This window comes from Mesorhizobium sp. BR1-1-4 (assembly GCF_020165375.1).
Classification (GTDB): Bacteria; Pseudomonadota; Alphaproteobacteria; order Rhizobiales; family Rhizobiaceae; genus Mesorhizobium; species Mesorhizobium australicum.
The window spans coordinates 117473-138291 of the sequence record NZ_JAIUIB010000008.1; the positions used below are offsets into that span (position 1 = coordinate 117473).

At 65.7% G+C, this 20819-nt stretch carries 14 protein-coding genes and 1 pseudogene; 10 read left to right on the top strand and 5 right to left on the bottom strand.

Annotation, left to right across the window (positions count from 1 at the left end; translation table 11 throughout):
* Positions 1-80: 80 nt before the first annotated feature.
* Together LB571_RS18750 and LB571_RS18755 are read right to left on the bottom strand one after the other, a co-directional pair.
* A complete protein-coding gene (locus tag LB571_RS18750) occupies positions 81-419 on the bottom strand; it encodes a hypothetical protein (RefSeq protein WP_224596781.1) in 339 nt (112 codons plus the stop codon).
* Positions 416-1708, bottom strand: a complete 1293-nt coding sequence (locus tag LB571_RS18755) for an MFS transporter (RefSeq protein WP_411961397.1) — start codon at positions 1706-1708, stop codon at positions 416-418. Before LB571_RS18755 ends, LB571_RS18750 begins: the two co-directional genes overlap by 4 nt.
* 197 nt (positions 1709-1905) lie before the next feature.
* Between LB571_RS18755 and LB571_RS18760 the strand changes: the two genes are divergently transcribed.
* Positions 1906-2859: a LysR family transcriptional regulator gene (locus tag LB571_RS18760; protein ID WP_224596787.1), complete on the top strand. Its 954-nt coding sequence runs from the start codon at positions 1906-1908 to the stop codon at positions 2857-2859.
* Between the two features lie 121 nt (positions 2860-2980).
* Here LB571_RS18760 and LB571_RS18765 read toward each other — a convergent pair whose 3' ends face one another.
* Positions 2981-3598 (bottom strand): TetR/AcrR family transcriptional regulator, encoded by a 618-nt coding sequence (locus tag LB571_RS18765; protein WP_224596792.1) that lies wholly within the window; start codon positions 3596-3598, stop codon positions 2981-2983.
* 252 nt (positions 3599-3850) lie between these two features.
* Here LB571_RS18765 and LB571_RS18770 point away from each other — a divergent pair, with 252 nt between their 5' ends.
* From LB571_RS18770 to LB571_RS18795, 6 genes and pseudogenes are all read left to right on the top strand, one after another.
* The gene (locus LB571_RS18770) at positions 3851-4381 is read left to right on the top strand and encodes a (2Fe-2S)-binding protein (RefSeq protein ID WP_224596797.1); all 531 of its coding nucleotides are present in this window, start codon (positions 3851-3853) and stop codon (positions 4379-4381) included.
* Complete coding sequence (locus LB571_RS18775; RefSeq protein WP_015316946.1) at positions 4378-5436, top strand: FAD binding domain-containing protein; 1059 nt, start codon at positions 4378-4380, stop codon at positions 5434-5436. The genes LB571_RS18770 and LB571_RS18775 overlap by 4 nt, the downstream gene beginning before the upstream one ends.
* On the top strand, positions 5426-7684 hold the full coding sequence (locus LB571_RS18780; RefSeq protein ID WP_224596800.1) for a xanthine dehydrogenase family protein molybdopterin-binding subunit: 2259 nt from the start codon (positions 5426-5428) through the stop codon (positions 7682-7684). The genes LB571_RS18775 and LB571_RS18780 overlap by 11 nt, the downstream gene beginning before the upstream one ends.
* Positions 7685-7915: 231 nt before the next feature.
* The gene (locus tag LB571_RS18785; protein WP_015316943.1) at positions 7916-8398 is read left to right on the top strand and encodes a (2Fe-2S)-binding protein; all 483 of its coding nucleotides are present in this window, start codon (positions 7916-7918) and stop codon (positions 8396-8398) included.
* Positions 8395-9377, top strand: a pseudogene (locus tag LB571_RS18790) (FAD binding domain-containing protein). The gene LB571_RS18785 and the pseudogene LB571_RS18790 overlap by 4 nt, the downstream one beginning before the upstream one ends.
* Positions 9374-11689: a xanthine dehydrogenase family protein molybdopterin-binding subunit gene (locus LB571_RS18795; RefSeq protein WP_224596804.1), complete on the top strand. Its 2316-nt coding sequence runs from the start codon at positions 9374-9376 to the stop codon at positions 11687-11689. The pseudogene LB571_RS18790 and the gene LB571_RS18795 overlap by 4 nt, the downstream one beginning before the upstream one ends.
* A gap of 94 nt (positions 11690-11783) precedes the next feature.
* Here the strand turns inward: LB571_RS18795 and LB571_RS18800 are convergent, their stop codons facing one another.
* A complete protein-coding gene (locus tag LB571_RS18800) occupies positions 11784-12794 on the bottom strand; it encodes a zinc-dependent alcohol dehydrogenase family protein (protein WP_140663371.1) in 1011 nt (336 codons plus the stop codon).
* A gap of 95 nt (positions 12795-12889) precedes the next feature.
* Here LB571_RS18800 and LB571_RS18805 point away from each other — a divergent pair, with 95 nt between their 5' ends.
* On the top strand, positions 12890-13816 hold the full coding sequence (locus LB571_RS18805) for a LysR family transcriptional regulator (protein WP_041163790.1): 927 nt from the start codon (positions 12890-12892) through the stop codon (positions 13814-13816).
* Between the two features lie 35 nt (positions 13817-13851).
* On the opposite strand, the gene LB571_RS18810 is transcribed toward LB571_RS18805, so the two are convergent.
* On the bottom strand, positions 13852-15225 hold the full coding sequence (locus LB571_RS18810; protein WP_224596809.1) for a helix-turn-helix transcriptional regulator: 1374 nt from the start codon (positions 15223-15225) through the stop codon (positions 13852-13854).
* Between LB571_RS18810 and LB571_RS18815 the strand changes: the two genes are divergently transcribed.
* Together LB571_RS18815 and LB571_RS18820 are read left to right on the top strand one after the other, a co-directional pair.
* A complete protein-coding gene (locus tag LB571_RS18815; RefSeq protein WP_224596813.1) occupies positions 15201-16157 on the top strand; it encodes an AraC family transcriptional regulator in 957 nt (318 codons plus the stop codon). The genes LB571_RS18810 and LB571_RS18815 overlap by 25 nt on opposite strands.
* A gap of 211 nt (positions 16158-16368) precedes the next feature.
* Positions 16369-20778 carry an autotransporter outer membrane beta-barrel domain-containing protein gene (locus LB571_RS18820; RefSeq protein ID WP_224654966.1) on the top strand — a complete coding sequence of 1470 codons (4410 nt, stop codon included), beginning with the start codon at positions 16369-16371 and terminating at the stop codon, positions 20776-20778.
* The last annotated feature ends 41 nt before the right edge of the window (positions 20779-20819 follow it).

Below are 20819 nucleotides of genomic sequence, written 5' to 3' on the forward strand. Positions count from 1 at the left end.
AAGAGCCGTCGACCGCGGTGTGCGCAGGACGCCGCCATGGGCACGGGATCTCGCCCGCGCCCGTGATCGTTCCCCCTATCTCAATTGCACTTCGGCTTGGCGAGTTGCAGGCGTCCGCCAGCTCCGCCCGGCGAGTGGTTGTGGAAGACCGTCTTGAAGGATTCCAGCAGCACCGGACTGCACCGCGGCAAGGCCTGGACTCCGATCGACGCCGGCGTGGGTTCGCCAATAAGCGCCTTCATCATGGCAAGCGCCTCGGCGACGCCCTTGTCATCGGGACGCCACGAGCCGATAGCCTTGAGCGGAACGCCCTTGGCGATCTCGTTTGCCGACCGCAGGCCGAGATCGACCGTGGTATCGGAATGTCGATGCCTTGCGCGCGCATCGAGGACAGCGTGTCGAGCGCCAGCTGGTCTCATGCCACCTTCTCGTAGCGGGCGCGGCTCAGGCTGACCAGGCAGGCGATGGCCGCGCAGACGCCGGCCAGGACCAGCGCGAGGCTGGGTGCGCCTGTCAGCGGCACGGTCGCGAAAATGATCGACATCGAAATGGCGCCAAGCGTTTGTCCCAACAGCCGTGCCGTGCCCTGCATGGCTCCCGCCGCACCGCTGCGCGCCTTGGGTGCGGAGAGAAGCAGGATGCGATTGTTCGGCGTCTGGAAAAGACCAAAACCCGTGCCCGCGACGACGGTTCCGACCAGGAAGGCAATCGCCCTTGGACCGGGCGGTGTCAGGCCCGCGATCAGAAGGCCGATCGCCAGCAACCCGCCGCCGGCGGCGCACAGCCACGCCGTCTTGAAACGATCGGCCAGCCGCCCCGAAATCGGAGCGATGATGATCGTCGCGATGGGCCATGGCATCATGTAGAGGCCCGCCTGGACCGGGCTCATGTGCAAGGTGTGCTGCAGGTAGAATGGCAGCGCGACGTAGCTGAGCATCTGCCCGGTGAAGCACGAGATCGAAGCGATGACGGCTACCCGGAAGGCTGGATCGGCCAAGAGGTCGGTCGGCACGATCGGTGCGGCACTCCTGCGTTCGAGAGACAACAAGATGACGAGGCACAGGACGGAACAACCGATCAGGATCGACCCGCTGACCGGCGCACCGGCGATGCGGTCGGCGCCCGTGAAGAACAGGATGAACATCAGTGTGTTGGCCAGCAATGCCACGAGGTTGAGGTGACGCTTCACGCCATCCAGATGCGCAAGCAACCCGCCAGACAACAGGACGATGATGCCGATCGGGATGTTGACGGCGAACAGCCACGGCCAGCTGGAAACGGAGAGGATCGCGCCGGCGACACCAGGGCCGGCGGCCGCGGAAATCGCGATCGTCATCGCGTTGAAGCCGATGACGGTTCCGAGCAGCCGCTGCGGCACCGAAACGCGCAGGTTCATCGGCCCGGTCGCCATGATGGCGCCCGCCCCCAGTCCCTGGATGGACCGGGCAGCCACAAGAACAGGCAGGCTGCCGGCGAAGGCGCAGGCGGCCGAAGCCACCGTGAACAGCGCGACACCCAGAAGAAAGACACGCCGGGGGCCGTGGATCTCGCCCAGGGCGCCGCAAGGCAAAAGAGCCACAAGGACCGCAAGCTGGTAGCTCGACACCACCCAAACGGTGCTGCTGGCACTGGCATTGAGCGAGGCCGCGATGGATGGCAGCGCGACATTGGCGATGGCGCCGTCCAGCACGACGAGCACCAGCGTCATCAGCAGGACGGCGATGGCCAGGTAGCGGCGTGGCGACGGCAGGCCGTCATGGGCGGGATTGATCGTTGCGGCTATGGACATCGCAGGCTCCGCTTCGTTGGTGTCGCCGCATCGATACCGCTCACCCCATGATTGCACCAGACGCAACGGAGTAAATTGACAGTTGCGTCAAACGCCTCATCTCGTTAGGCTCTCTCATGCTCAATCTCGACCTGAACCTTCTGGTGGCGCTTGACGCCTTGCTGCGGGAGCGCAGCGTCTCGGGCGCCGCCAAGAAACTTGGCCTCAGCACGTCCGCGATGAGCCGCACACTGTCGAGATTGCGGTTGGCGCTGAGCGATCCCATCCTGGTTTCGGCGGGACGCGCCATGGTGGCGACGCCTCATGCCGAAGCGATTGCCGAACAGGTGCACACGCTGACGTCGGCGGTCCGGTCCGTGCTCAGCCCCTCGCCGGAGATCGACATCAGCCAGGTGCGGCGCGATTTCACCATCCGGGCCAATGAAGCCTTCGTGCTGCTCTACGCCGCGCGTCTCCATGCCCTTGTCACCAGTGCCGCGCCCGGCATAAGGCTGCGCTTCGCGCCCCGGCCGGACAAGCGCATCGAACTGCTGAGAGAAGCCACGATCGACCTCGATATTGGCGTGCTTTCGGGTGATGGTGCCGAATTGCGCGGTCAGGCGTTGTTCGAGGACCGTTTTGTCGGCGTGGCGAGAACGGGGCATCCGCTTCTGGAGACCGAAATAACCGCTGAGCGTTACGCCGCGTGCCGGCACGTGGTCTCATCCCGGCGAGGCCATTTCATCGAACCGATCGATGAAGCACTCGCCGAACTCGGCCTTTCGCGAAAGGTCGATCTGGTGGTGCCTAGCTATCCGGCGGTCGTCGCGGTCGCGGCCGCATCCGATCTCGTTGGACTGGTGCCGCGCTCGTACCATCTGGGTGCGACAGGCCGTACCCAGATGTTTGATCTGCCGGTGGCAAGCCCAGGCTTTACCATCACCCAGGCATGGCACCCCCGCATGGATGCCGATCCCGTGCATCGCTGGCTGCGATCGTTGATCTTCAAGGAGTTTCCGGGCGCGGTTCGCCGGCTCGAGCAGCCGGCGAAGGCAGGGAGTCTGGTGGCGGATCGACAGCGGACCGACTGATCCTGTTCCCGGACCGGGAGCAGTTGCCGAGCTGCCATGCCGGAGCTAAATTCAGCCGCCCCCAAACACGATCGTCACGATCATCGTTTGCCTCATGCCGGGGCAAGCGGCGTTCGCCCTCTCATCCAGCCTTCCTCGCCCCGAACCGCAACCCGTCCATCAGGAGCTTGACCAGGCGGCGCGAGCGGTCGCGCCATTCGGGCGTGTCGGGCGCCGAGTAGATGCCGCCGAGCGCATGCAGCACGTCGGAGGCATCGACATCGCCGCGGATGGTGCCGTCGGCCACCGCCGCCTCGACCAGTTGCCGCAGCGCCTGCGACACCCGTCCCGACGTGTCGGAAAACAGCGTCGAATTGGTGGTGAACAGGATGCGCAGGCTGGTCGCCAGGCCGCGCTTGGTGGCGGTGTAGTCGACGAAGCGGCGCATCCATTCTTCCAGCGCCACATCGGAGGGATATCTTGCAGCGAGCTCGCCGGCCGCCGCGCACAACCCCTCCGCTTCGCGGCGGTAGACCACCTCGACCAGATGCTCGCGTGTCGGAAAATGCCGGTAGAGCGTGCCGATGCCGACGCCGGCGCGCCGAGCGATCTCCTCCAGCGAGCCGTCGATGCCGCGCTCGGCAAAGACCGCAGCCGCCACCTCGACCAGCCGGTCGCGATTGCGCCGTGCATCGGCACGCAACGGCTTGTCGGCGGCGGCGGTTTTTTGGTCAGCAGTTGCAATGGGCTCAAAAGCCAATTTTTTCTCCACCAGGGATATGGGGGCTTGAACCACGCCTGGCCAGCCCCCACGTAAATAAACGGAGGCACCTCCGCTTTTAGTGGAGAACCCTCATCATATAATCAGGGGAACCGGTATGTCACGTCTTTCGAAGCCGCAACCCGCCACTTTCCCAACCCGCAGGAGATTGGCCGTCGCCTGACCTTGCCCTTCCCCGCCCCTACCCCCACTTCATTCCCCTCAGCGTCAAGCAACTGGAGCCAGACGCCCATGACCAGCCTTCCCATCTCGCTTACCGTCAACGGACATCGACACGAACTGGAGGTCGACCCACGCGTCACCTTGCTTGACCTGCTGCGCGAGCGGCTTGAGTTCACCGGCACGAAGAAGGGCTGCGACCGCGGCCAGTGTGGCGCCTGCACGGTGCTGGTCGACGGCAAGCGCATAAACTCCTGCCTGGCGCTGGCGGTCAGCCATGACGGCGCCGAAGTGCTGACCATCGAAGGTATCGCTCACGGTGAAGAACTGCACCCTGTGCAGGCCGCCTTCATCGCCCATGACGGTTTCCAGTGCGGTTTCTGCACGCCCGGCCAGATCATGAGCACGCTCGGCCTGATCGCCGAAGGACAGGCTGGCGACGATCCCGAGCGCATCCGCGAGGGGCTGAGCGGCAACATCTGCCGCTGCGCGGCCTATGGCGGCATCGTCGAGGCCGTCCTGGAAGCCCAAAAAAACATGGAAGCCTGGAAAAACATGGCAGACACCGCCGCCACCGAGGCACGCAGGAGGACCGCGGCATGAGAGACTTCGATTTTATCAGGCCGGCCACCGTCTCCGACGCCATAGCGGCGGCGGCCGAACCGGGTTCGGCCTATCTCGCCGGCGGCACCAATCTGCTCGATCTGATGAAGGGCGGCATCACCAGCCCCGAACGGATCGTCGACATTACCCGCCTGCCGGAACTCAATCGCATCGAAACGCTCGATGATGGCGGCCTGCGCATCGGCGCGCTGGTCCGCAATGCCGATCTCGCACATGATCCGGCCTTCGCCAGAGCCTATCCGGCGGTGGCCGAAGCGCTGCTTTCGGGCGCCTCTGCGCAGCTTCGCAACGCCGCCACTGTCGGCGGCAATCTGTTGCAGCGCACGCGGTGCAGTTACTTCTACGACACCGCCAGCGCCTGCAACAGGCGCGAACCCGGTTCCGGCTGCTCGGCGCTTGGCGGCGAGAACCGCCTGCATGCGGTGCTTGGCTGGAGCGACGCCTGCATCGCCACCCATCCCTCCGATTTCTGTGTGCCGCTGGTGGCGCTGGACGCCGTCGTCGAGATCGAGGGCAAGGGAGGCCGGCGCCACGTGACCTTGGAGGAATTTCACCGGCTTCCAGGCGACACGCCGCAGCGCGAAACCGTGCTGCAGCCAGGCGACCTGATCGTTGCGGTGCGCCTGCCGGCGGAAGCAGCGTCCTTCGCCGCCCACGCCCGCTACCTGAAGCTACGCGAACGCACCTCCTACGCCTTCGCCGTCGTTTCGGCTGCCGCGGCCCTGACGGTCGCCGACGGCAAGATCCGCGCCGCGCGGCTGGCGCTCGGCGGTGTCGCGGCCAAGCCATGGCGGGCGCGCTCGGCGGAAGCGGTGCTGCTCGGCGCCGATGCCAATGAAGCGAGCTTCGTTCGGGCCGCGGATGCGGCTCTGGTCGACGCCAGCCCCTCCGGCGACAATGCGTTCAAGATCGAGCTTGCCCGCCGCATTGTCGTCAGGGCGCTGATGTCCGCACAGGCGGGAACGCCCGCTCTGATGCCCGCTTTGCCTGCTTCCCCTTTTTCCTCCCTTCCCGGAGTGCGTCATGACGCTTGAACTCGGCCTCAACCAACAGCCTGCCCATGCGCGCCAGGGCTCCAGCATCGGCCAGCCGCTGACGCGTCGCGACGGATTTTTGAAAGTCACCGGGACCGCGCGCTTTGCCGCCGACAACAATCCGCCCGGCATGCTCTATGCCGTGCTTGCCGTCTCCAGTATAGCGCGCGGCCGGGTTGTCTCGCTGGATGTCGAGGCGGCCAAGGCGCATGCCGGCGTGGTCGAGGTGATGACGCCACTGAACCGGCCGGCGCTCGCCGTCGATCCGGATGCCAAGGACCATCCCTTCATGTTCCGGCTCGACCTGCTGCAGAACGATGGGGTTCGCTACCCCAACCAGAGCATTGCCGTGGTAATCGCGCGGACGCTGGAAGCGGCGACCGAAGGGGCGGCACTGTTGTCGCCTCGCTATGAGGAGTTGCCGGCGCGCGTTGGTCTGGACGGCGCCAAAAGCTTCGTGCCGCGCGGCGTCGGCGTCGGCAATCCGGCTGTGCAGGAGAAGGGCGATGTCGAGGCCGGCCTCAAATCGGCAAGGACGCGGATCGAGGCGACCTACGAGACGCCGGCCCAGTACCACAACGCCATGGAGCCCCACGCGATCGTCGCTGCCTGGGATGGCGACCGGCTGTCGATCGACACGCCGAGCCAGGGCCTGGCCATGGCGCAGGGCCGCATCGCCGGCCTGTTCGGCATCGCGCCGCAAAACGTCCATATCCGCAGCCCTTTCCTGGGCGGCGGCTTCGGCTCCAAGGGCATGATTTCCGGACCGCAAGTGCTCGGCATCCTGGCGGCGCGTCTCGTCGGCCGCCCGGTCAAGCTGGTGCTCCGGCGCGAGCAGATGTACGGCCCGGTCGGTCACCGCGCCCCGACCCGCCAGACATTGCGCATGGGCATGGATGGCGAAGGGCTGCTGACCGCGATCTCCCATCACGCCAGGACCACGTCGAGCACGTTCGACGATTTCTTCGAACCGGCGGCGGACGCCTCGCACACGCTCTATGCCAGTCCGGCCATCGCCACCTCGCACGATGCCGTGCGGCTCGACACCGGCACGCCGCTGTTCATGCGGGCACCAGGCGAGGCCACCGGATCGATCGCGCTTGAGAGCGCCATCGACGAGGCGGCCCATGCCTGCGGCATGGACCCGCTGGAATTCCGGCTCAGGAATTACGCCGAGGTCGAACCGATGACCGGCAAGCCGTTCTCCTCCAAGGCGCTGCGCGAATGTTACGAACAGGCCGCCGAGGCGTTCGGCTGGGCGAGTCGCCCGCTGCAGCCGCGGCGGATGCGCGACGCCGACGGTTTCCTCACCGGCTGGGGCATGGGCACGGCGACGTTCCCGGCACTCATGTTCCAGGCGGAGGCACGCGCGGTGCTGAGGGCCGACGGCACCGGCTTGATGGAGACCGGCGCCCAGGACATGGGCCAAGGCGCCTGGACGGCTTTTGCCCAGATTGCAGCAGACGGGCTGGGGCTCGACATCGACCAGGTCGATTTCAGGGCCGGCAGTTCCGACCTGCCCAATGCGGGTATCGCCGGCGGTTCGGGTCACACGGCGACGGCCGGCATGGCCATCCACAATGCGGGTGCGGCCGTCATCGCCAACCTTGCCGATCTCGCCACCGGCGACGAAGCCTCGCCGCTGTTCGGCGCCGGCAATGAAGGCGTTGTTGCACGCGGCGGACGCCTTTACCGGCGCGATGACGAAAGCCGCGGCGAAAGCTATGTCGAGATCCTCGTCCGCGCGGGCCTGACCGAAATCGAGGGCCGGGGCAAAGGCGCTCCGGACCCGGCCTCCCAGGAGACTTACGCCAAGCACGCGCATGGGGCCGTCTTCGCCGAGGTGAAGGTCGACCCGGATCTCGGCCAGATCCGCGTCACCCGGCTGGTCGGCGCATTCGCCGCCGGACGGGTCATCAATCCGCGGCTGGTGCGCAGCCAGTATTATGGCGGGATGATCTGGGGCGTTTCCTTCGCGCTGCATGAGGAAGCCGTCACCGACCGGCGTTCCGGCCGCATCCAGAATGCCAACCTGGCGGACTATCATGTCCCGGTGAATGCCGACGTGCCCTCGGTCGAGGCGCTGCTGGTTCACGAGGACGACCCTTACGTGAACGCCCTCGGTATCAAGGGCGTTGGCGAAATCGGCATCACCGGGACTGCCGGCGCCGTCGCCAATGCGGTCTGGCACGCGACCGGCGTGCGCCCGCGGCGCTTTCCGATCCGGATCGAGGACCTGATGGGATGACGAGCGGTCCGCCTGAAACGACAGGCCTGCGCCAGAGCATGATGCCGAAAAGTGGGAACCGGTTTTCGGACGACATCATGCTCTATCTATTTTGATTTAGAGGCGGATTCAGATTTCAGGTCGAACGGACCTGAAATCATCCGGCTCTAGGGCAGGCAAGCGGTCGGTTGGAGCGCCCTGCCCCAGTTTCAATTCATTCCCCCAGCGTCAAGCAACTGGAGCCAGACGCCCATGACGAGCAAGACCACGATTCCCGTCCATCTCGATATCAACGGCCAGCATCACACGCTGGAACTCGAGCCGCGTGTCACGCTGCTCGACGCCTTGCGTGACAGGCTCGGCCTGACCGGCACCAAGAAGGGCTGCGACCACGGCCAGTGCGGCGCCTGCACCGTCCATGTCGACGGCGAGCGCGTGCTGGCCTGCCTGACGCTGGCCGCACAGGCCGAGGGCCGCGCCATCACCACCATAGAGGGGCTTGCACGGGAGGGCGAACTGCATCCCGTGCAGGCTGCTTTCCTCGAGCAGGACGCCTTCCAGTGCGGCTACTGCACGCCAGGCCAGATCATGTCGGCAGTGGCCTGCATCCGCGAGGGCCATGCCGGCTCGGACGAGGAAATCCGCGAATACATGGCCGGCAATCTCTGCCGCTGCGGCGCCTATCCACACATTGTCGCCGCCGTGCGCCAGGCGGCGCTGGAGGCCGCGTCATGAGGGATTTTTCCTATTTTCGCGCCACCTCGGCTGATGCCGCCCGCCAGGCGGCCGCGCTGCCCGGCGCCATGCTTCTGGCCGGCGGCACCACGCTGATCGACCTCGCCAAATGCGGTGTCGCCGAGCCCGACACGCTGGTCGATATCACCCATCTCAAGGGGTTCGACCAGATCGAGATCGACGAGCGCGGCGCCGTCATCGGCGCGCTCGCCAGGATGGGCCATGTCGCCGACCATGACGACATCAAGAGCCGCTTCCCCGCCATCTCCGAAGCGCTCTGGCAGGCAGCCTCGGCGCAGATCCGCAACATGGCGACGATCGGCGGCAATCTGATGCAGCGCACGCGCTGCCCCTATTTCCGCGATCCCTCGAACTTTGCCGCCTGCAACAAGCGCGAACCAGGCAGCGGCTGTTCGGCGATCGGCGGCGTTACCAGGGGCCATGCCGTGCTTGGCACCAGCGAGGCTTGCATCGCCATGTATCCCGGCGACCTCGCCACCGCGCTCGTCGCCTTCGACGCAACGGTCCATCTCGGCGAACGGCGCGTGCCGGTGGAGGACTTTTTCCTGCTGCCAGGCACGACGCCCGACAGGGAACACGCGATCGGACCGGGCGAGATGATCACCGCCTCGAAATCCCTTCTTCCGCCGTCGCCCGCCGTTCGACCTATCTGAAGATCCGCGACCGGCAGTCCTATGAGTTCGCCGCGGCCAGTGCCGCTGTCGGGCTCGAACTGGAGGCCGACGGGCGCACCATCCGCGACCTGCGCGTGGCGCTCGGTGGCGTCGCGACCAAACCCTGGCGGGCGCGAGCCGTGGAAGCCGCGCTGAAAGGCAAGGTGCTGGAGCCGGACGCTGTTCGCACGGCCAGCCTGCTCGCCGTCGAAGGCGCCGTCGACCACGGCGCCAACCGCTACAAGATCGAACTCGCGCCGCGCGTCGTCGCACGCGCCATCCTCAAATTGGGAGAAGCGGCATGACCGTTCACATCGCAAGCACTGTTTACGTCGGAAGACATGGCGACGCGTCCGACGGCGCGCAGGTGGAGGCCGTCGGCGGCCGGCTGTCGCGCGTCGACGGCCCGGCCAAGATCACGGGTGCGGCGAAATACGCCGTCGAGCAGCAGCTCGAAGGGCTCGCCTATGCCGTGCTGGTCGAAAGCACCATCGCATCCGGCAAGGTGCGCGCCATCGAGACGGCGGAGGCCGAGACTGCGCCGGGCGTCCTCAAGGTGTTGACACCAGACACGATCATCAGCCTGAAAACCGCCTCGGACTGGTTCGGCACGCCACCGCCGGACAAACCCTATTGTCCGCTGGCGCGCGACGTCACCTTCTCGGGCCAGCACGTCGCCGCCGTCATCGCCGAGACCTTCGAGCAGGCCGTGGCCGCCGCGACGATGGTCAAGGTCAGCTATGATGAGGCTTCGGCCATCGTCGACCTCAGCGACGGCAAGGCCGGCGACGGCATCCCGGTCGACGCCATGACCAAGGAATGGGGCGACGCGGCCGCCGCCTTCGCCTCCGCCCCGGTGCGCATCTGCGCCGCTTACAACACACCGCGCGAATACCAGGCGCCGATGGAACCGCATGGCCTGATCGCTCGCTGGGAGGGTGACCATCTCACCGTGTGGGAGCCGAGCCAATGGCTGGACGGCATGGCGCGCACCTATGCCGAATGGTTCGGCGTGCCGTTCGAGAATGTGCGGCTGGTGTCGCCCTATGTCGGCGGCGGCTTCGGCTCCAAGGCGCTGGCGCTCAGCCATGGCGCGATCGCCGCAAGTGCCGCGAAAATGCTCGGCCGGCCAGTGCGGCTGGTCATGACGCGGCCGCAGACCTTCACCGGCTATGGCGGCCGCGCCGCGACGCGGCAGACGGTGACGATCGGCGCCGACCATGACGGAAGAATCCAGTCGATCGTGCATCGCGGCGTCAACGAAACCTCCATCGACGGCATGTGGGTCGAGCCGCTGGGCTCGGTCACCTCGATCATGTACGCGACGCCGAACTTCTCCTCGAAACAGAATGTCGTGCGGGTGAATTCGGTGGTGCCGGGCGCCATGCGCGCACCGGGTGAAAACCCGTCGGCCTTCGGCATCGAAAGCGCCATCGACGAGCTCGCCTACGAGGTCGGCATCGATCCGCTGGAAATCCGGCTGCGCAACTACGCCGAACAAGATCCGCATGCGAACAAAGCCTGGTCGACCAGGCAGCTGCGCGAGGCTTTCGCAGCGGGTGCCGAACGCTTCGGCTGGGCCAGGCGCACGCCTGAGCCACGCTCGATGCGCGACGGCAACCATCTGGTCGGCTGGGGCGTGGCCGCCGGCACCTATCCGGTGCGGCGCGCCTATGGCGAGGCGATCGTGCGCATCCTGGCCGACGGCTCGGTCGAGGTCGAAAGCTCCTCCATCGACATGGGCCAGGGCACCTACACCATCCTGGCGCAGACGGCCGCCGAAACGGTCGGCGTTGCGGCCGACGACGTGGTGGTGAAGCTCGGCGATTCGCGCTTCCCCCGCGCCGGCGTCGCCGGCGGCTCGCGGCTGGCCGGCGTGATGACGGGCGCCGTCCACAAGGCCGCGACCTCGGCGCTCGACCAGCTGGTCGGCCTGGCGATCAGCGATCCGCGCTCGCCCTTCCATGCGCTGCAGGCCAACACGCTGGTCGTCGTCAATGGCCGCATCACCGCGCCGCGGGGCGACGGCCCCGACGTCTCGATCGCCGAACTGCTCAAAAGCGTCGGCCGCGACCGCATCGAGGCGACGGGCGACACCATGCCGGCCAATTCGAGCGTCGAGGATCGCTACAAGAACTACACCACCATCGCCATGGCGCTGCCACACACGGAGGGTGACTATTCGCGCCATTCCTGGTGCGCGCATTTCGTCGAGGTGCGCGTCGACGAGGATTTCGGCACGGTGCGTGTGTCGCGCGTCGTGTCGGCGCTGGATTCGGGCCGCCTCTACAATCCGAAACTCGCCGAGAGCCAGTGGAAGGGCGGCATCATCATGGGCATCGGCCAGGCGCTGCTCGAAGAAGGCATCGTCGATCGCCGCCACGGCCGCATCGTCAACAACAACCTCGCCGACTATCTCATCCCGACCAATGCCGACATCCCCGACATCGAGGTGATCTCGGTGGGGATTCCCGACCCGCACTCCTCGGTGCTCGGCGGCAAGGGCGTCGGCGAGCTGGCGATCGTCGGCATGGCGCCGGCCATTGCCAACGCGGTGTTCCATGCCACAGGCAAGCGCGTGCGGGATCTGCCGATCACGCTGGAGAAGCTGATCTGACGGTGAGGCTGCCAATCTTCCCCCTCGTGGGGGAGATTGGATGTCGCGGCGGTTCCGCCAATTTTCAACATTGAAAAAAAAGCGCCTGCGCCGATCACCACTCCAGCCCGAACACCAGCTTGCCGAAGTGCAGGCCGCCGGCGGCCATGTGGGCGTAGGCTTCGGCCGCTTCGTCGGGCGAAAACACCTTGTCGACCACCGGCTCGATCCGGGCCGCGCCGACGGCGCGGGCGGCGTCGCTGAGATCGGACACCGATCCGGTGTTGTTGCCGACCACTTTCAGCGCCTTGATGATGATCGGCAGCAGATTGATCGTGGCTTCGGCACCGGTGACGAAGCCGATGGTGAACAGCGTACCGCCGGGCGCGGTGGCGTTGACGGCGCGGGCGAAGGTGGCGCTGCCCCCGGTCTCGACGACAAGGTCGGCGCCGAGGCCGCCGGTCAGCTCCAGCACCTTGCCATCCCACTCGGGCGTCGCGCGGTAGTTGATGAGATGATCGGCGCCGAGCGCCTTCGCCCGCTCCAGCTTTTCGTCCGACGACGAGGTGATGATGACGGTCGCGCCGGCGGCTTTGGCGAGCTGCAGGGTGAAGATGGAGACGCCGCCAGTGCCAAGCAGCACGACGACCGAGCCCGGCCCGACATCGGCGGCGCGGATGGCGTTCCAGGCGGTGGTGCCGGCGATGGGCAGCGTCGACGCCGCCTCGAAGGAAAGATGAGCCGGCACCGGCACCAGCGAATTGGCCGGCAACGCGACATATTCGGCCAGTGACCCCGGCAGCGAAATGCCGCGCATCTGCGTCATTTCGTAAGGCCGCGGCGGCCCACCGATCCAGCGCGGCTTGGCATGGGCGATGACGCGATCGCCGATGGCGAATTTCGCAACGTCCTCGCCCAGCGCGACGATCTCGCCGGCGCCGTCGGCTACGGGGATGAGCGGAAAGCTCGGTCCGGGATAATTGCCGCTTGCCACCGCCACATCGACGAAATTGAGGCTCGCCGCACGCTGGCGGATCAGCACCTCTCCGCGCTGCGGTTCGGGGGTTGCAACGGTGGCGGCGCGGAAGGCGTCCAGCCTGGGCTGGCTGAGTTCGATGGCTTTCATGGTTTCACTCCGGTGGACGATTGGTGGTTGAGTGAACCTATTTGCTGCGTTATCTCTGGATAATCCTCGTTTCGCGAAATTGAGAACTGTGAATGATGCAGCAATCTCACGAACCCGCTGCCCTTGCCGAGATGGCTGCGTTCGCGGCCATCGCCGAGGCGCGCTCCTTCACCAAAGCGGCGGCGCGGGTCGGGCGCGACGCGACCATTCTGTCGCGGCGCCTGCAATCGCTGGAAACGCGGCTGGGGGTGAGATTGCTCTCGCGCACGACGCGCAGCGTCTCGCTGACCGAAGCGGGCGCCGAATTCCTGATGCGCGTGCGCGCCATCCTTGCATCCGTCGACGAGGCCGAGGCCGTCGCGTCCGCGCATGCCGGAGGCCGCCCGCGCGGCGTGCTCAGGCTGGCGCTGCCCGGCACGTTCGGGCGCATGTGGATCGGGCCGCTGCTGCCTCAATTCCTTGCCGAATTTCCCGATGTCCGCATCGAGGCCGAATTCTCCAACCGCTTCACCGATCTGGTCGCCGAGAATTTCGACGTCGCCGTGCGGCTGGGCAGCCTGGAGGATTCGCGCCTGGTGGCACGCAAGGTGGCGACGCGACGCAGGCTGCTCTGCGCGGCTCCCTCCTATCTCGCCCGCAGGGGCACGCCGGAGACGCCGCAGGCGCTGCTCGATCATTCCTGCCTGGGCTTCTCGGGCTTCCAGACCTTTCCGGCCTGGGAGATGACCGACCGCGAGGGCCGGCGCGCGCGCGTCGAGGTTTCCGGGCCGTTGGTCAGCGACGATGCCGAGGTGCTGGTCGAGGCCGCCGTGCAGGGGCTCGGCCTGATGATGAGCACCGACTGGCTGGTCGGGCGCGAGCTTGCCGATGGACGGCTGGTGCCTGTGCTGGAGGAGTGGACCTTGGCGGATGAAGGCGCCGTCTATGTCGTCACGCCCTCGGCCAAGGGAAAAGCCGCCAAGACCCGCGCCTTCACCGACTGGATCGGCAAGCGCTTCGCGCCGGAACCGCCCTGGCGGTAAAGCCGCTGACCCGCTCGCGGTAGAGACTGCGCGCTTCAGGGCCCATGAGCCGCCAGCGGCATGCCGATGTCCGACACGAGTTTGACGAGGTCGGCTTGGCGTCTCGTGCCGGTTTTGGCAAAGATTCGGTTGAGGTGGGTCTTCAAGGTGTTTTCGCCAATGCCGAGCGCCAACGCGCTCTTGGACGCTGACAATCCGCTGCCGATCCGCAGCAGCACCCGCGCCTCCGAGGGCGTAAGATCGAACAGCGTGGTCAGAACGGCCTCCGGGAGGGGAGAAGCCGATGTCGTCGTCGATATGAACACAGCCGCGCATGCCGGCCGGAAAACCGCGCGCGCCGTTCCTTCAGTCAACGGCAACACATAGGCAACGGCGGGCGGCTGGCCTTGGGCCGAAACCGGCAGCCCTATGCCGCGCGCGCCAAGCGAGGCATCCGCGCTCGCCGTGCTGGCGATCGCGTCGAGCAGGGCGCGGGCCACGACCCGATTCTGTGCCTGGAGCAGGCCGTTCCTGGAGAGAATGGGCCCCTGCACCGAAAACATCTGTTCGGCGGCCGCATTCGCATGGAGGATTGCTCCATTGGCGTGGGTAAGCACGACAGGCACAGCCAAATGATCGAGCGCCTGACGATAAAGATCGATGGTGATGCGGCCCTGGTCGAGCAGATCGCCGATCAGCGAAGCACGGCGCAGATGCGGCGAGAGCAATGCCAGGAAATGCTGCTCTTCGATCGAGATGCCTCCCCTGCTGGCTCGCGTGGTGCAGCCCAGAAGCCCGATTCGGTCCGGCGTATGAACGAATTTGGTGATGCAAGCCTCGCGCAGTCCCTGCGGTTTGGCCCAGTTCTGAAAAAACGGCGTCAGTTGGAGTTCGCTTTCGCTCATGAGCGACAGCGTCGCAACGGGCCGGTCGACATCGCCGACGACCGCTGCCTTCAGCCCGGGAATTCCATCAAAGTCATAGTCTTCCTCGAGGGCCCGCATCCGTACGGGATCCCAGGGCGACTGAGCCGCGAAACGGCCGCTATTATGGGCGGTGCCGGCAAGCGCGATGGTGGTATAGGCCGCGTCGACAGCTTTCGTGACGCGGGTCATGACTCCGGCCCAGCCTTCCGGGTTCAAAACGCAATCGTAGATATCGCCGATAATCGAACTCAGGACTTCGCTGCTCAGCCTTTCCATCACACCTCCAGGCACGCCCCGATCTCGCCTCGGAGGAATTTGTGACATCATACTTTTGGATGACGCAAGTCGCGGCCGCTCTCGACTATGGGTTGAACTTGGTCGCTTGAACGCCGGGCCGCCACTGTTGCCGGTTATTGTCGCAATGGAAAGCATCGCGTTCGATATTTTTTTAAGCCGTGGACAGTTGTCGAGGTTCCCCATTGTCGCGAAAGACGGTGCTTTCATCGGCTCGGTTGCCACCGCATCTTGATGAACGAGAACGATTTTCCCCGTGGCAAGACATCCCTGTCGCGGAAATACGGTCGGCCGAATACGACAGTCCGGAAAACCTGCACTTCGAAGCCATCGAAGCCACGGCCGTCGGTTCAGCGGTTCTCGGCCAGATGTCCGGACCCGTCAAGCATGCCACACGCAAAGCGAGCAACATCGCCAATGACGACAAGGACGGCTATCTGCTGATGATCAACAAGGCCGACACCATGCTGTCAGGGGTACATGCCGGCCGCGAATATGCCGTCGGCCGGGGAGAGGCCGTGCTTGTCACCGCATCGGAAGCTCTGAAAATGAACGGTGCCGACAGCAATGTCTGGACGAATGTGGTGGTCCCACGCGCGATCCTCCTGCGCGCCTTCCCGCAGATCGATGACAGGCTGGGGCTGAAGATCGGCGCCGACAGCGAAGCCCTCGAGCTTCTCAAACGCTATTGCCTGCTTCTTGAAAGCGGCAGCCCGCTTGCCTCCGCGGATCTGATCACGCACGCGACGGACACGATCGTGGATCTGATCGGCCTGGCGACCGGCGCAAAAGGTCGGGCTGCCGAACTGGCCGGGCTTCGGGGCCTGCGCGCTGCCAGGCTGGAGGCCGTCCTCGCAAGGATCGCCGAGGATTTTATCGACCCCGGCATCTCCGCCCAAAGTGTCGCTCTACAACTCGGCCTGTCGGTGCGCTACGTCCACGACCTCCTTCAGGAGACGGGAATGAGCTTCTCCGAACGCGTTCTCGAACTGCGTCTGCAGAGCGCCCACAGGATGCTCTCGCACAAACACCGCGACATGCGGGTCAGTGACATCGCCCTGACAAGCGGATTCAGCGACGTATCGTACTTCAACCGCTGCTTTCGTCGCCGTTTCGGCTATACGCCGACAAGCGCCAGATAAGTTTTGCAGCCTTCGCCAGCAGTCCGGTACCGCCCGTGCGAGGCCGTTCCGCAGCGGCTTGCGCCACCGATGACGCCGAACTGCCACAATGCGCGCAAAACACGCTGCTTTTCGCTCCAGTCCAATTCCGGTGCGGCCCTGCCCAAGACAAGGCCGGGCTCCAATGACATGTCAGCCTCAGGGTGAAACGACTGTCATGTCAGGGGATCGAATGCCGCGGAATGCATTTGGAGGCCGTAAGGCCAACGCATTGAAAAACCTGGCGCTGGCGTCGACGGCACTGGTCTGCCTTGGCCTGCCGATCCCCGCATCGGCAGCCGAGATCTGGACCGGCGCCGCCACCACGGATTGGTTTACCGCCGGAAACTGGAACCCCGCCGCTGTTCCGACATCGAGCGACGATGTTATGCTCGATCCGGTGTTCCCGCACCCGACCGTGGTCAATGCGGCGAATGCGGCCGCTCATTATCTGTTTGTCGGCACCATTTCGAGTTACTCGGGCTCGCTGACGATCACCAATGGCGGCACCCTCTCCGACACTGCCGGCTATCTCGGCTACGCTTCGGACGCGAGCGGCACCGTGAGCGTCACTGGAGCAGGCTCCGTCTGGAGCAACAGTTCGGACCTTTTCCTTGCCTTGGGTACGAACAGCAACGGCACCTTGACGATCTCCAGCGGCGGCGCTGTGAGCGACAAAGTGGGTCATGTCGGCTACGGCCCGGGCACCGGCACCGTAACGGTGGACGGCCCGGGCTCGACATGGACCAACAGCGGAGATCTTTATATCGCCGAATTTGGCACAGGCACGCTGGACATCACCAATGGCGGCGTGGTCAGCAATGCCATGGGCACCATCGGTTGGCATGTAGGCTCCACCGGCACGGTGACGGTCGACGGAGCGGGTTCGACCTGGACAAACTCCTCCCACCTATACGTCGGCGATCAGGGCACCGGTGCGCTGAAAATCTCGAACGGCGGCAAGGTCAGCAATCTGAGCGGTATCCTGGGCAACCTGGCGGGCTCCAGTGGCACGGCAACTGTCGACGGTGCTGGCTCGACCTGGGCGAACGCGGCCCTTGCGGTTGGGAACGCGGGCTTCGGCGCGCTGACGGTCACGAATGGCGGCGCGGTCACCAGTTCGGTGGGCTATGCCGGCTATGCCGCGGGCTCCAAGGGCCTGGTGGCGGTCGACGGCGTCGGCTCGGCCTGGACCAACACTTCGGACCTCTTCATCGGCTTCCAGGGCCAGGGTACGCTGACGGTCTCGAATAGCGGCGCGGTCAGCAACACCATCGGTATGATCGGCGCGCAGACGGGCTCGACCGGCATCGCGTTCGTCGATGGCGCCGGCTCGATCTGGACAAACAGCTCCAACCTGATTGTGGGCAATTTGGGTAACGGCGCACTGGGGATCACTCACGGCGGCGTGGTCAGCAACACCTGGGCCGCTGTCGGCGCGAAGACGGGCTCCATCGGCATGGCGTTCGTCGACGGCACCGGCTCGACCTGGACCAACAGCGGAAACCTGAGTATTGGCGATTTCGGCGCCGGCACTTTGGCGATAAGCAATGGCGGCGCCGTCACCAACGCCTGGGGCTTTGTCGGCAACTCGGCGGGCTCGGCTGGCGAAGTGTTCGTCGACGGCGCGGGATCAAAGTGGACAAATAGCGGGAATCTCTACCTCGGGGGTCTCAGCACGGGCACGCTGACGATCTCGAACGGCGGCGCGGTCAGCGACACTGTAGGCGCTGTGGGCACCATGGCGGGCTCGACGGGCTTTGCCACTATCACCGGTGCGGGCTCGACCTGGACAAGCAGTTCCGACTTCTATGTCGGCGATGGAGGCACTGGCACGCTGAAAATCCTGAACGGTGGCGCAGTCAGCAATGCCATGGGCTACGTTGGCTTCGAGGCGGCCTCGACGGGCACGGCAATGGTCGACGGTGCAGGCTCGACCTGGACCAACAGCGGAAACCTCAAGGTTGGGGTTGCGGGCACGGGCACGCTAGTTGTCACGAACGGTGGCGGCGTGAGCAACCTTGCTGGCTATCTCGGATATGCCGCGGGCTCGACCGGGACGGCGACGGTGGACGGCACCGGCTCAACCTGGGCGAATACGGGCGAACTCATTGTCGGCCAATCAGGAACCGGCACGCTCGACATCACCAATGGCGGCGCCGTTAGCAACCAGACTGGCTCTGCGGGCTACGACGTCGGGTCCATGGGCACCGTCACGGTCGATGGACCGGGTTCGAGCTGGACGAATTCCGGCGACCTGTTCCTCGGTTTCAAGGGCGCCGGCACGCTCCAGGTGGCAGATGGCGGCCATGTCCTCAACCAGGCCGCGCTCCTCGCAGTGTTTGAAACCGCAACCGCCACCGTGACGGTGGACGGAGCGGGATCCTCCTGGAGCACCGATGACAATCTTATCCTGGGAAGCGCCGGTCACGCGGCACTTTCCATCTCCAGCGGCGGTTCAGCGGATGCAGATTCCGTCTTTGTCGGCCAGGCGGCGACAGCCAACGGTGCGGTTACCGTCGACGGCGTGGGCTCGAAATGGACCAACAAGAACGGCATGTACCTTGGCGGTCTGGGAATCGGCACTCTTGCCGTCACCAATGGCGGCGTCGCATCCGGCGGCGGCACCTACATGGCGTTCGCCGCCGGTGCCACCGGCCAGGCAACCGTTGATGGCCCGGCCTCACTGTGGGAGATGCACGGCGACCTGGATATCGGGTTCAGCGGCACTGCTTCGGTGACGCTCTCCAACGGCGGCACCGCTCTGGTGGACGGCTCCACCGTGATCGCCAGCCAGGCCGGCTCAGTCGGCGCGCTTAACATCGGCGGCGCGGCGGGCTCCGCGGCGGCGGGCGCCGGCGTCCTCGATTCGGCAACGTTGCAGTTCGGCTCCGGCACCGGCACGCTCAATTTCAACCATACCAGCGCGAACAATGGCTTCGCTTCGGCGATCAGCGGACTGGGGACGATCAACCAGATCGCCGGCAACACCAAGTTGACCAGTAATTCCTCCGGCTTCACCGGGACGACGAACGTTCTCGGCGGCGGCCTCTATGTCAACGGCTCGCTCGGTGGCGCGATCAACGTCACCGGCGGCCTGCTTGGCGGGTCGGGCACGGTAGGCAACGTGACCATTGCTTCGGGCGGCACCTTTGCACCGGGCAATTCGATCGGCACGATCAATGTCAGCAACACAGCCTTCTCGGCCGGTTCGACTTATGCAGTTGAAGTCGAAATCGGCGGCACATCCGATCGGATCAGCGCCACCGGTACGGTGACGATCGGCGGCGGCACGGTCGACGTCATCCCCTATCCGGATTATGCGACCGGCACGACCTATACGATCGTCACGGCGGCGGGCGGTGTCACCGGCACCTTCGACAAGGCCAGTCTCGAAGGCGGCTCGATCTTCATTGCGCCGACGCTCACCTATGACGCGAACAATGTCTATCTCAACCTGGCCAAGGCAAGCTTTGCCAGTGTAGGCCTGACGCCTAACCAGATCGCCACCGGCGGCGGCGCCGAAAGCCTTGGCGCCGGCAATCCGCTCTTCGATGCCATCTTTGCCTTGCCGAGCGAGGCAGCCGCCCAAGACGCCTTCGACCAGCTTTCCGGCGAAATCCACGCCTCGGCCAAGGGGCTGCTGATCGAGGACTCCGGCTTCATCCGCGACGCCGCCAACAGCCGCATCGCTGCCGCCTTCGGTGATGCCGGCGCGGCGGCGCTTCCGGTCATGGCCTATGGCGAGGGCGGCCCGGAAATGGTCGCCGCCGATACCGACCGCTTCGCCGTCTGGGGCCAGGCGTTCGGTTCCTGGGGCAGTACCGACAGCGACGGCAACGCCGCCGCCTTCGACCGCTCGACCGGCGGCCTGCTGGCCGGCGCCGACGCTTTGGTCGGCGGCTGGCGCGTCGGTGTTCTCGGCGGCTACAGCCATTCCTCCTTCGACGCCGACGATCGCAATTCCTCCGGCAAGAGCGACGGCTACCATCTCGGCCTCTATGGCGGCACCAATTGGGGCGCCATCGCCTTCCGCACCGGTGCGGCCTACAGTTGGAGCAGCCTCTCGACCAAGCGGTCCGTCGCCTTCACCGGTTTTGCCGATCAGCTCTCGGCCGACTATGATGCCGGCACCGCGCAGATGTTCGGCGAACTCGCCTACAAGGCCGAGACCAGCGGGGGCCTCAAGTTCGAACCCTTCGCTAACCTCGCTTATGTCAGCCTGCACACTGACAGCTTCAGCGAAACCGGCGGTGCGGCGGCCTTGACCAGCGCCGGCGCGAGCAGCAACGCCACCTTCACTACGCTCGGCTTGCGCGGCTCGACCGATTTTGCGCTTGGCGGCGTCAATGCCACCGCGCGCGGCATGCTCGGCTGGCGCCACGCTTTCGGCGACGTCACGCCGACCTCAAGTTTCGCCTTCGCCGGCGGCGACGCCTTCACCATCGCCGGCGTGCCGATCGCCAGGGACGCGGCGGTTATCGAAGCCGGCATCGACATGAAAGTGTCGCCCAATGCCACGCTCGGCCTGTCCTATTCCGGGCAGTTCGGTGGTGGCGCCTTCGACAACGGCGCCAAGGCAAACCTCAGTGTCAAGTTCTGACGACAACAGGCCGCCGGCTCGCGCCAAATTAACGTCGCCGG

What these genes read in the sequence shown, in the direction of transcription:
- LB571_RS18750 (WP_224596781.1), bottom strand. Translation starts at nt 419, where the DNA reads ATGAGACCAGCTGGCGCTCGACACGCTGTCCTCGATGCGCGCGCAAGG.
- LB571_RS18755 (WP_411961397.1), bottom strand. Translation starts at nt 1,708, where the DNA reads ATGACGCTGGTGCTCGTCGTGCTGGACGGCGCCATCGCCAATGTCGCG.
- LB571_RS18760 (WP_224596787.1), top strand. Translation starts at nt 1,906, where the DNA reads ATGCTCAATCTCGACCTGAACCTTCTGGTGGCGCTTGACGCCTTGCTG.
- LB571_RS18770 (WP_224596797.1), top strand. Translation starts at nt 3,851, where the DNA reads ATGACCAGCCTTCCCATCTCGCTTACCGTCAACGGACATCGACACGAA.
- LB571_RS18775 (WP_015316946.1), top strand. Translation starts at nt 4,378, where the DNA reads ATGAGAGACTTCGATTTTATCAGGCCGGCCACCGTCTCCGACGCCATA.
- LB571_RS18780 (WP_224596800.1), top strand. Translation starts at nt 5,426, where the DNA reads ATGACGCTTGAACTCGGCCTCAACCAACAGCCTGCCCATGCGCGCCAG.
- LB571_RS18785 (WP_015316943.1), top strand. Translation starts at nt 7,916, where the DNA reads ATGACGAGCAAGACCACGATTCCCGTCCATCTCGATATCAACGGCCAG.
- LB571_RS18795 (WP_224596804.1), top strand. Translation starts at nt 9,374, where the DNA reads ATGACCGTTCACATCGCAAGCACTGTTTACGTCGGAAGACATGGCGAC.
- LB571_RS18800 (WP_140663371.1), bottom strand. Translation starts at nt 12,794, where the DNA reads ATGAAAGCCATCGAACTCAGCCAGCCCAGGCTGGACGCCTTCCGCGCC.
- LB571_RS18805 (WP_041163790.1), top strand. Translation starts at nt 12,890, where the DNA reads ATGCAGCAATCTCACGAACCCGCTGCCCTTGCCGAGATGGCTGCGTTC.
- LB571_RS18810 (WP_224596809.1), bottom strand. Translation starts at nt 15,225, where the DNA reads ATGAAAGCACCGTCTTTCGCGACAATGGGGAACCTCGACAACTGTCCA.
- LB571_RS18820 (WP_224654966.1), top strand. Translation starts at nt 16,369, where the DNA reads ATGCCGCGGAATGCATTTGGAGGCCGTAAGGCCAACGCATTGAAAAAC.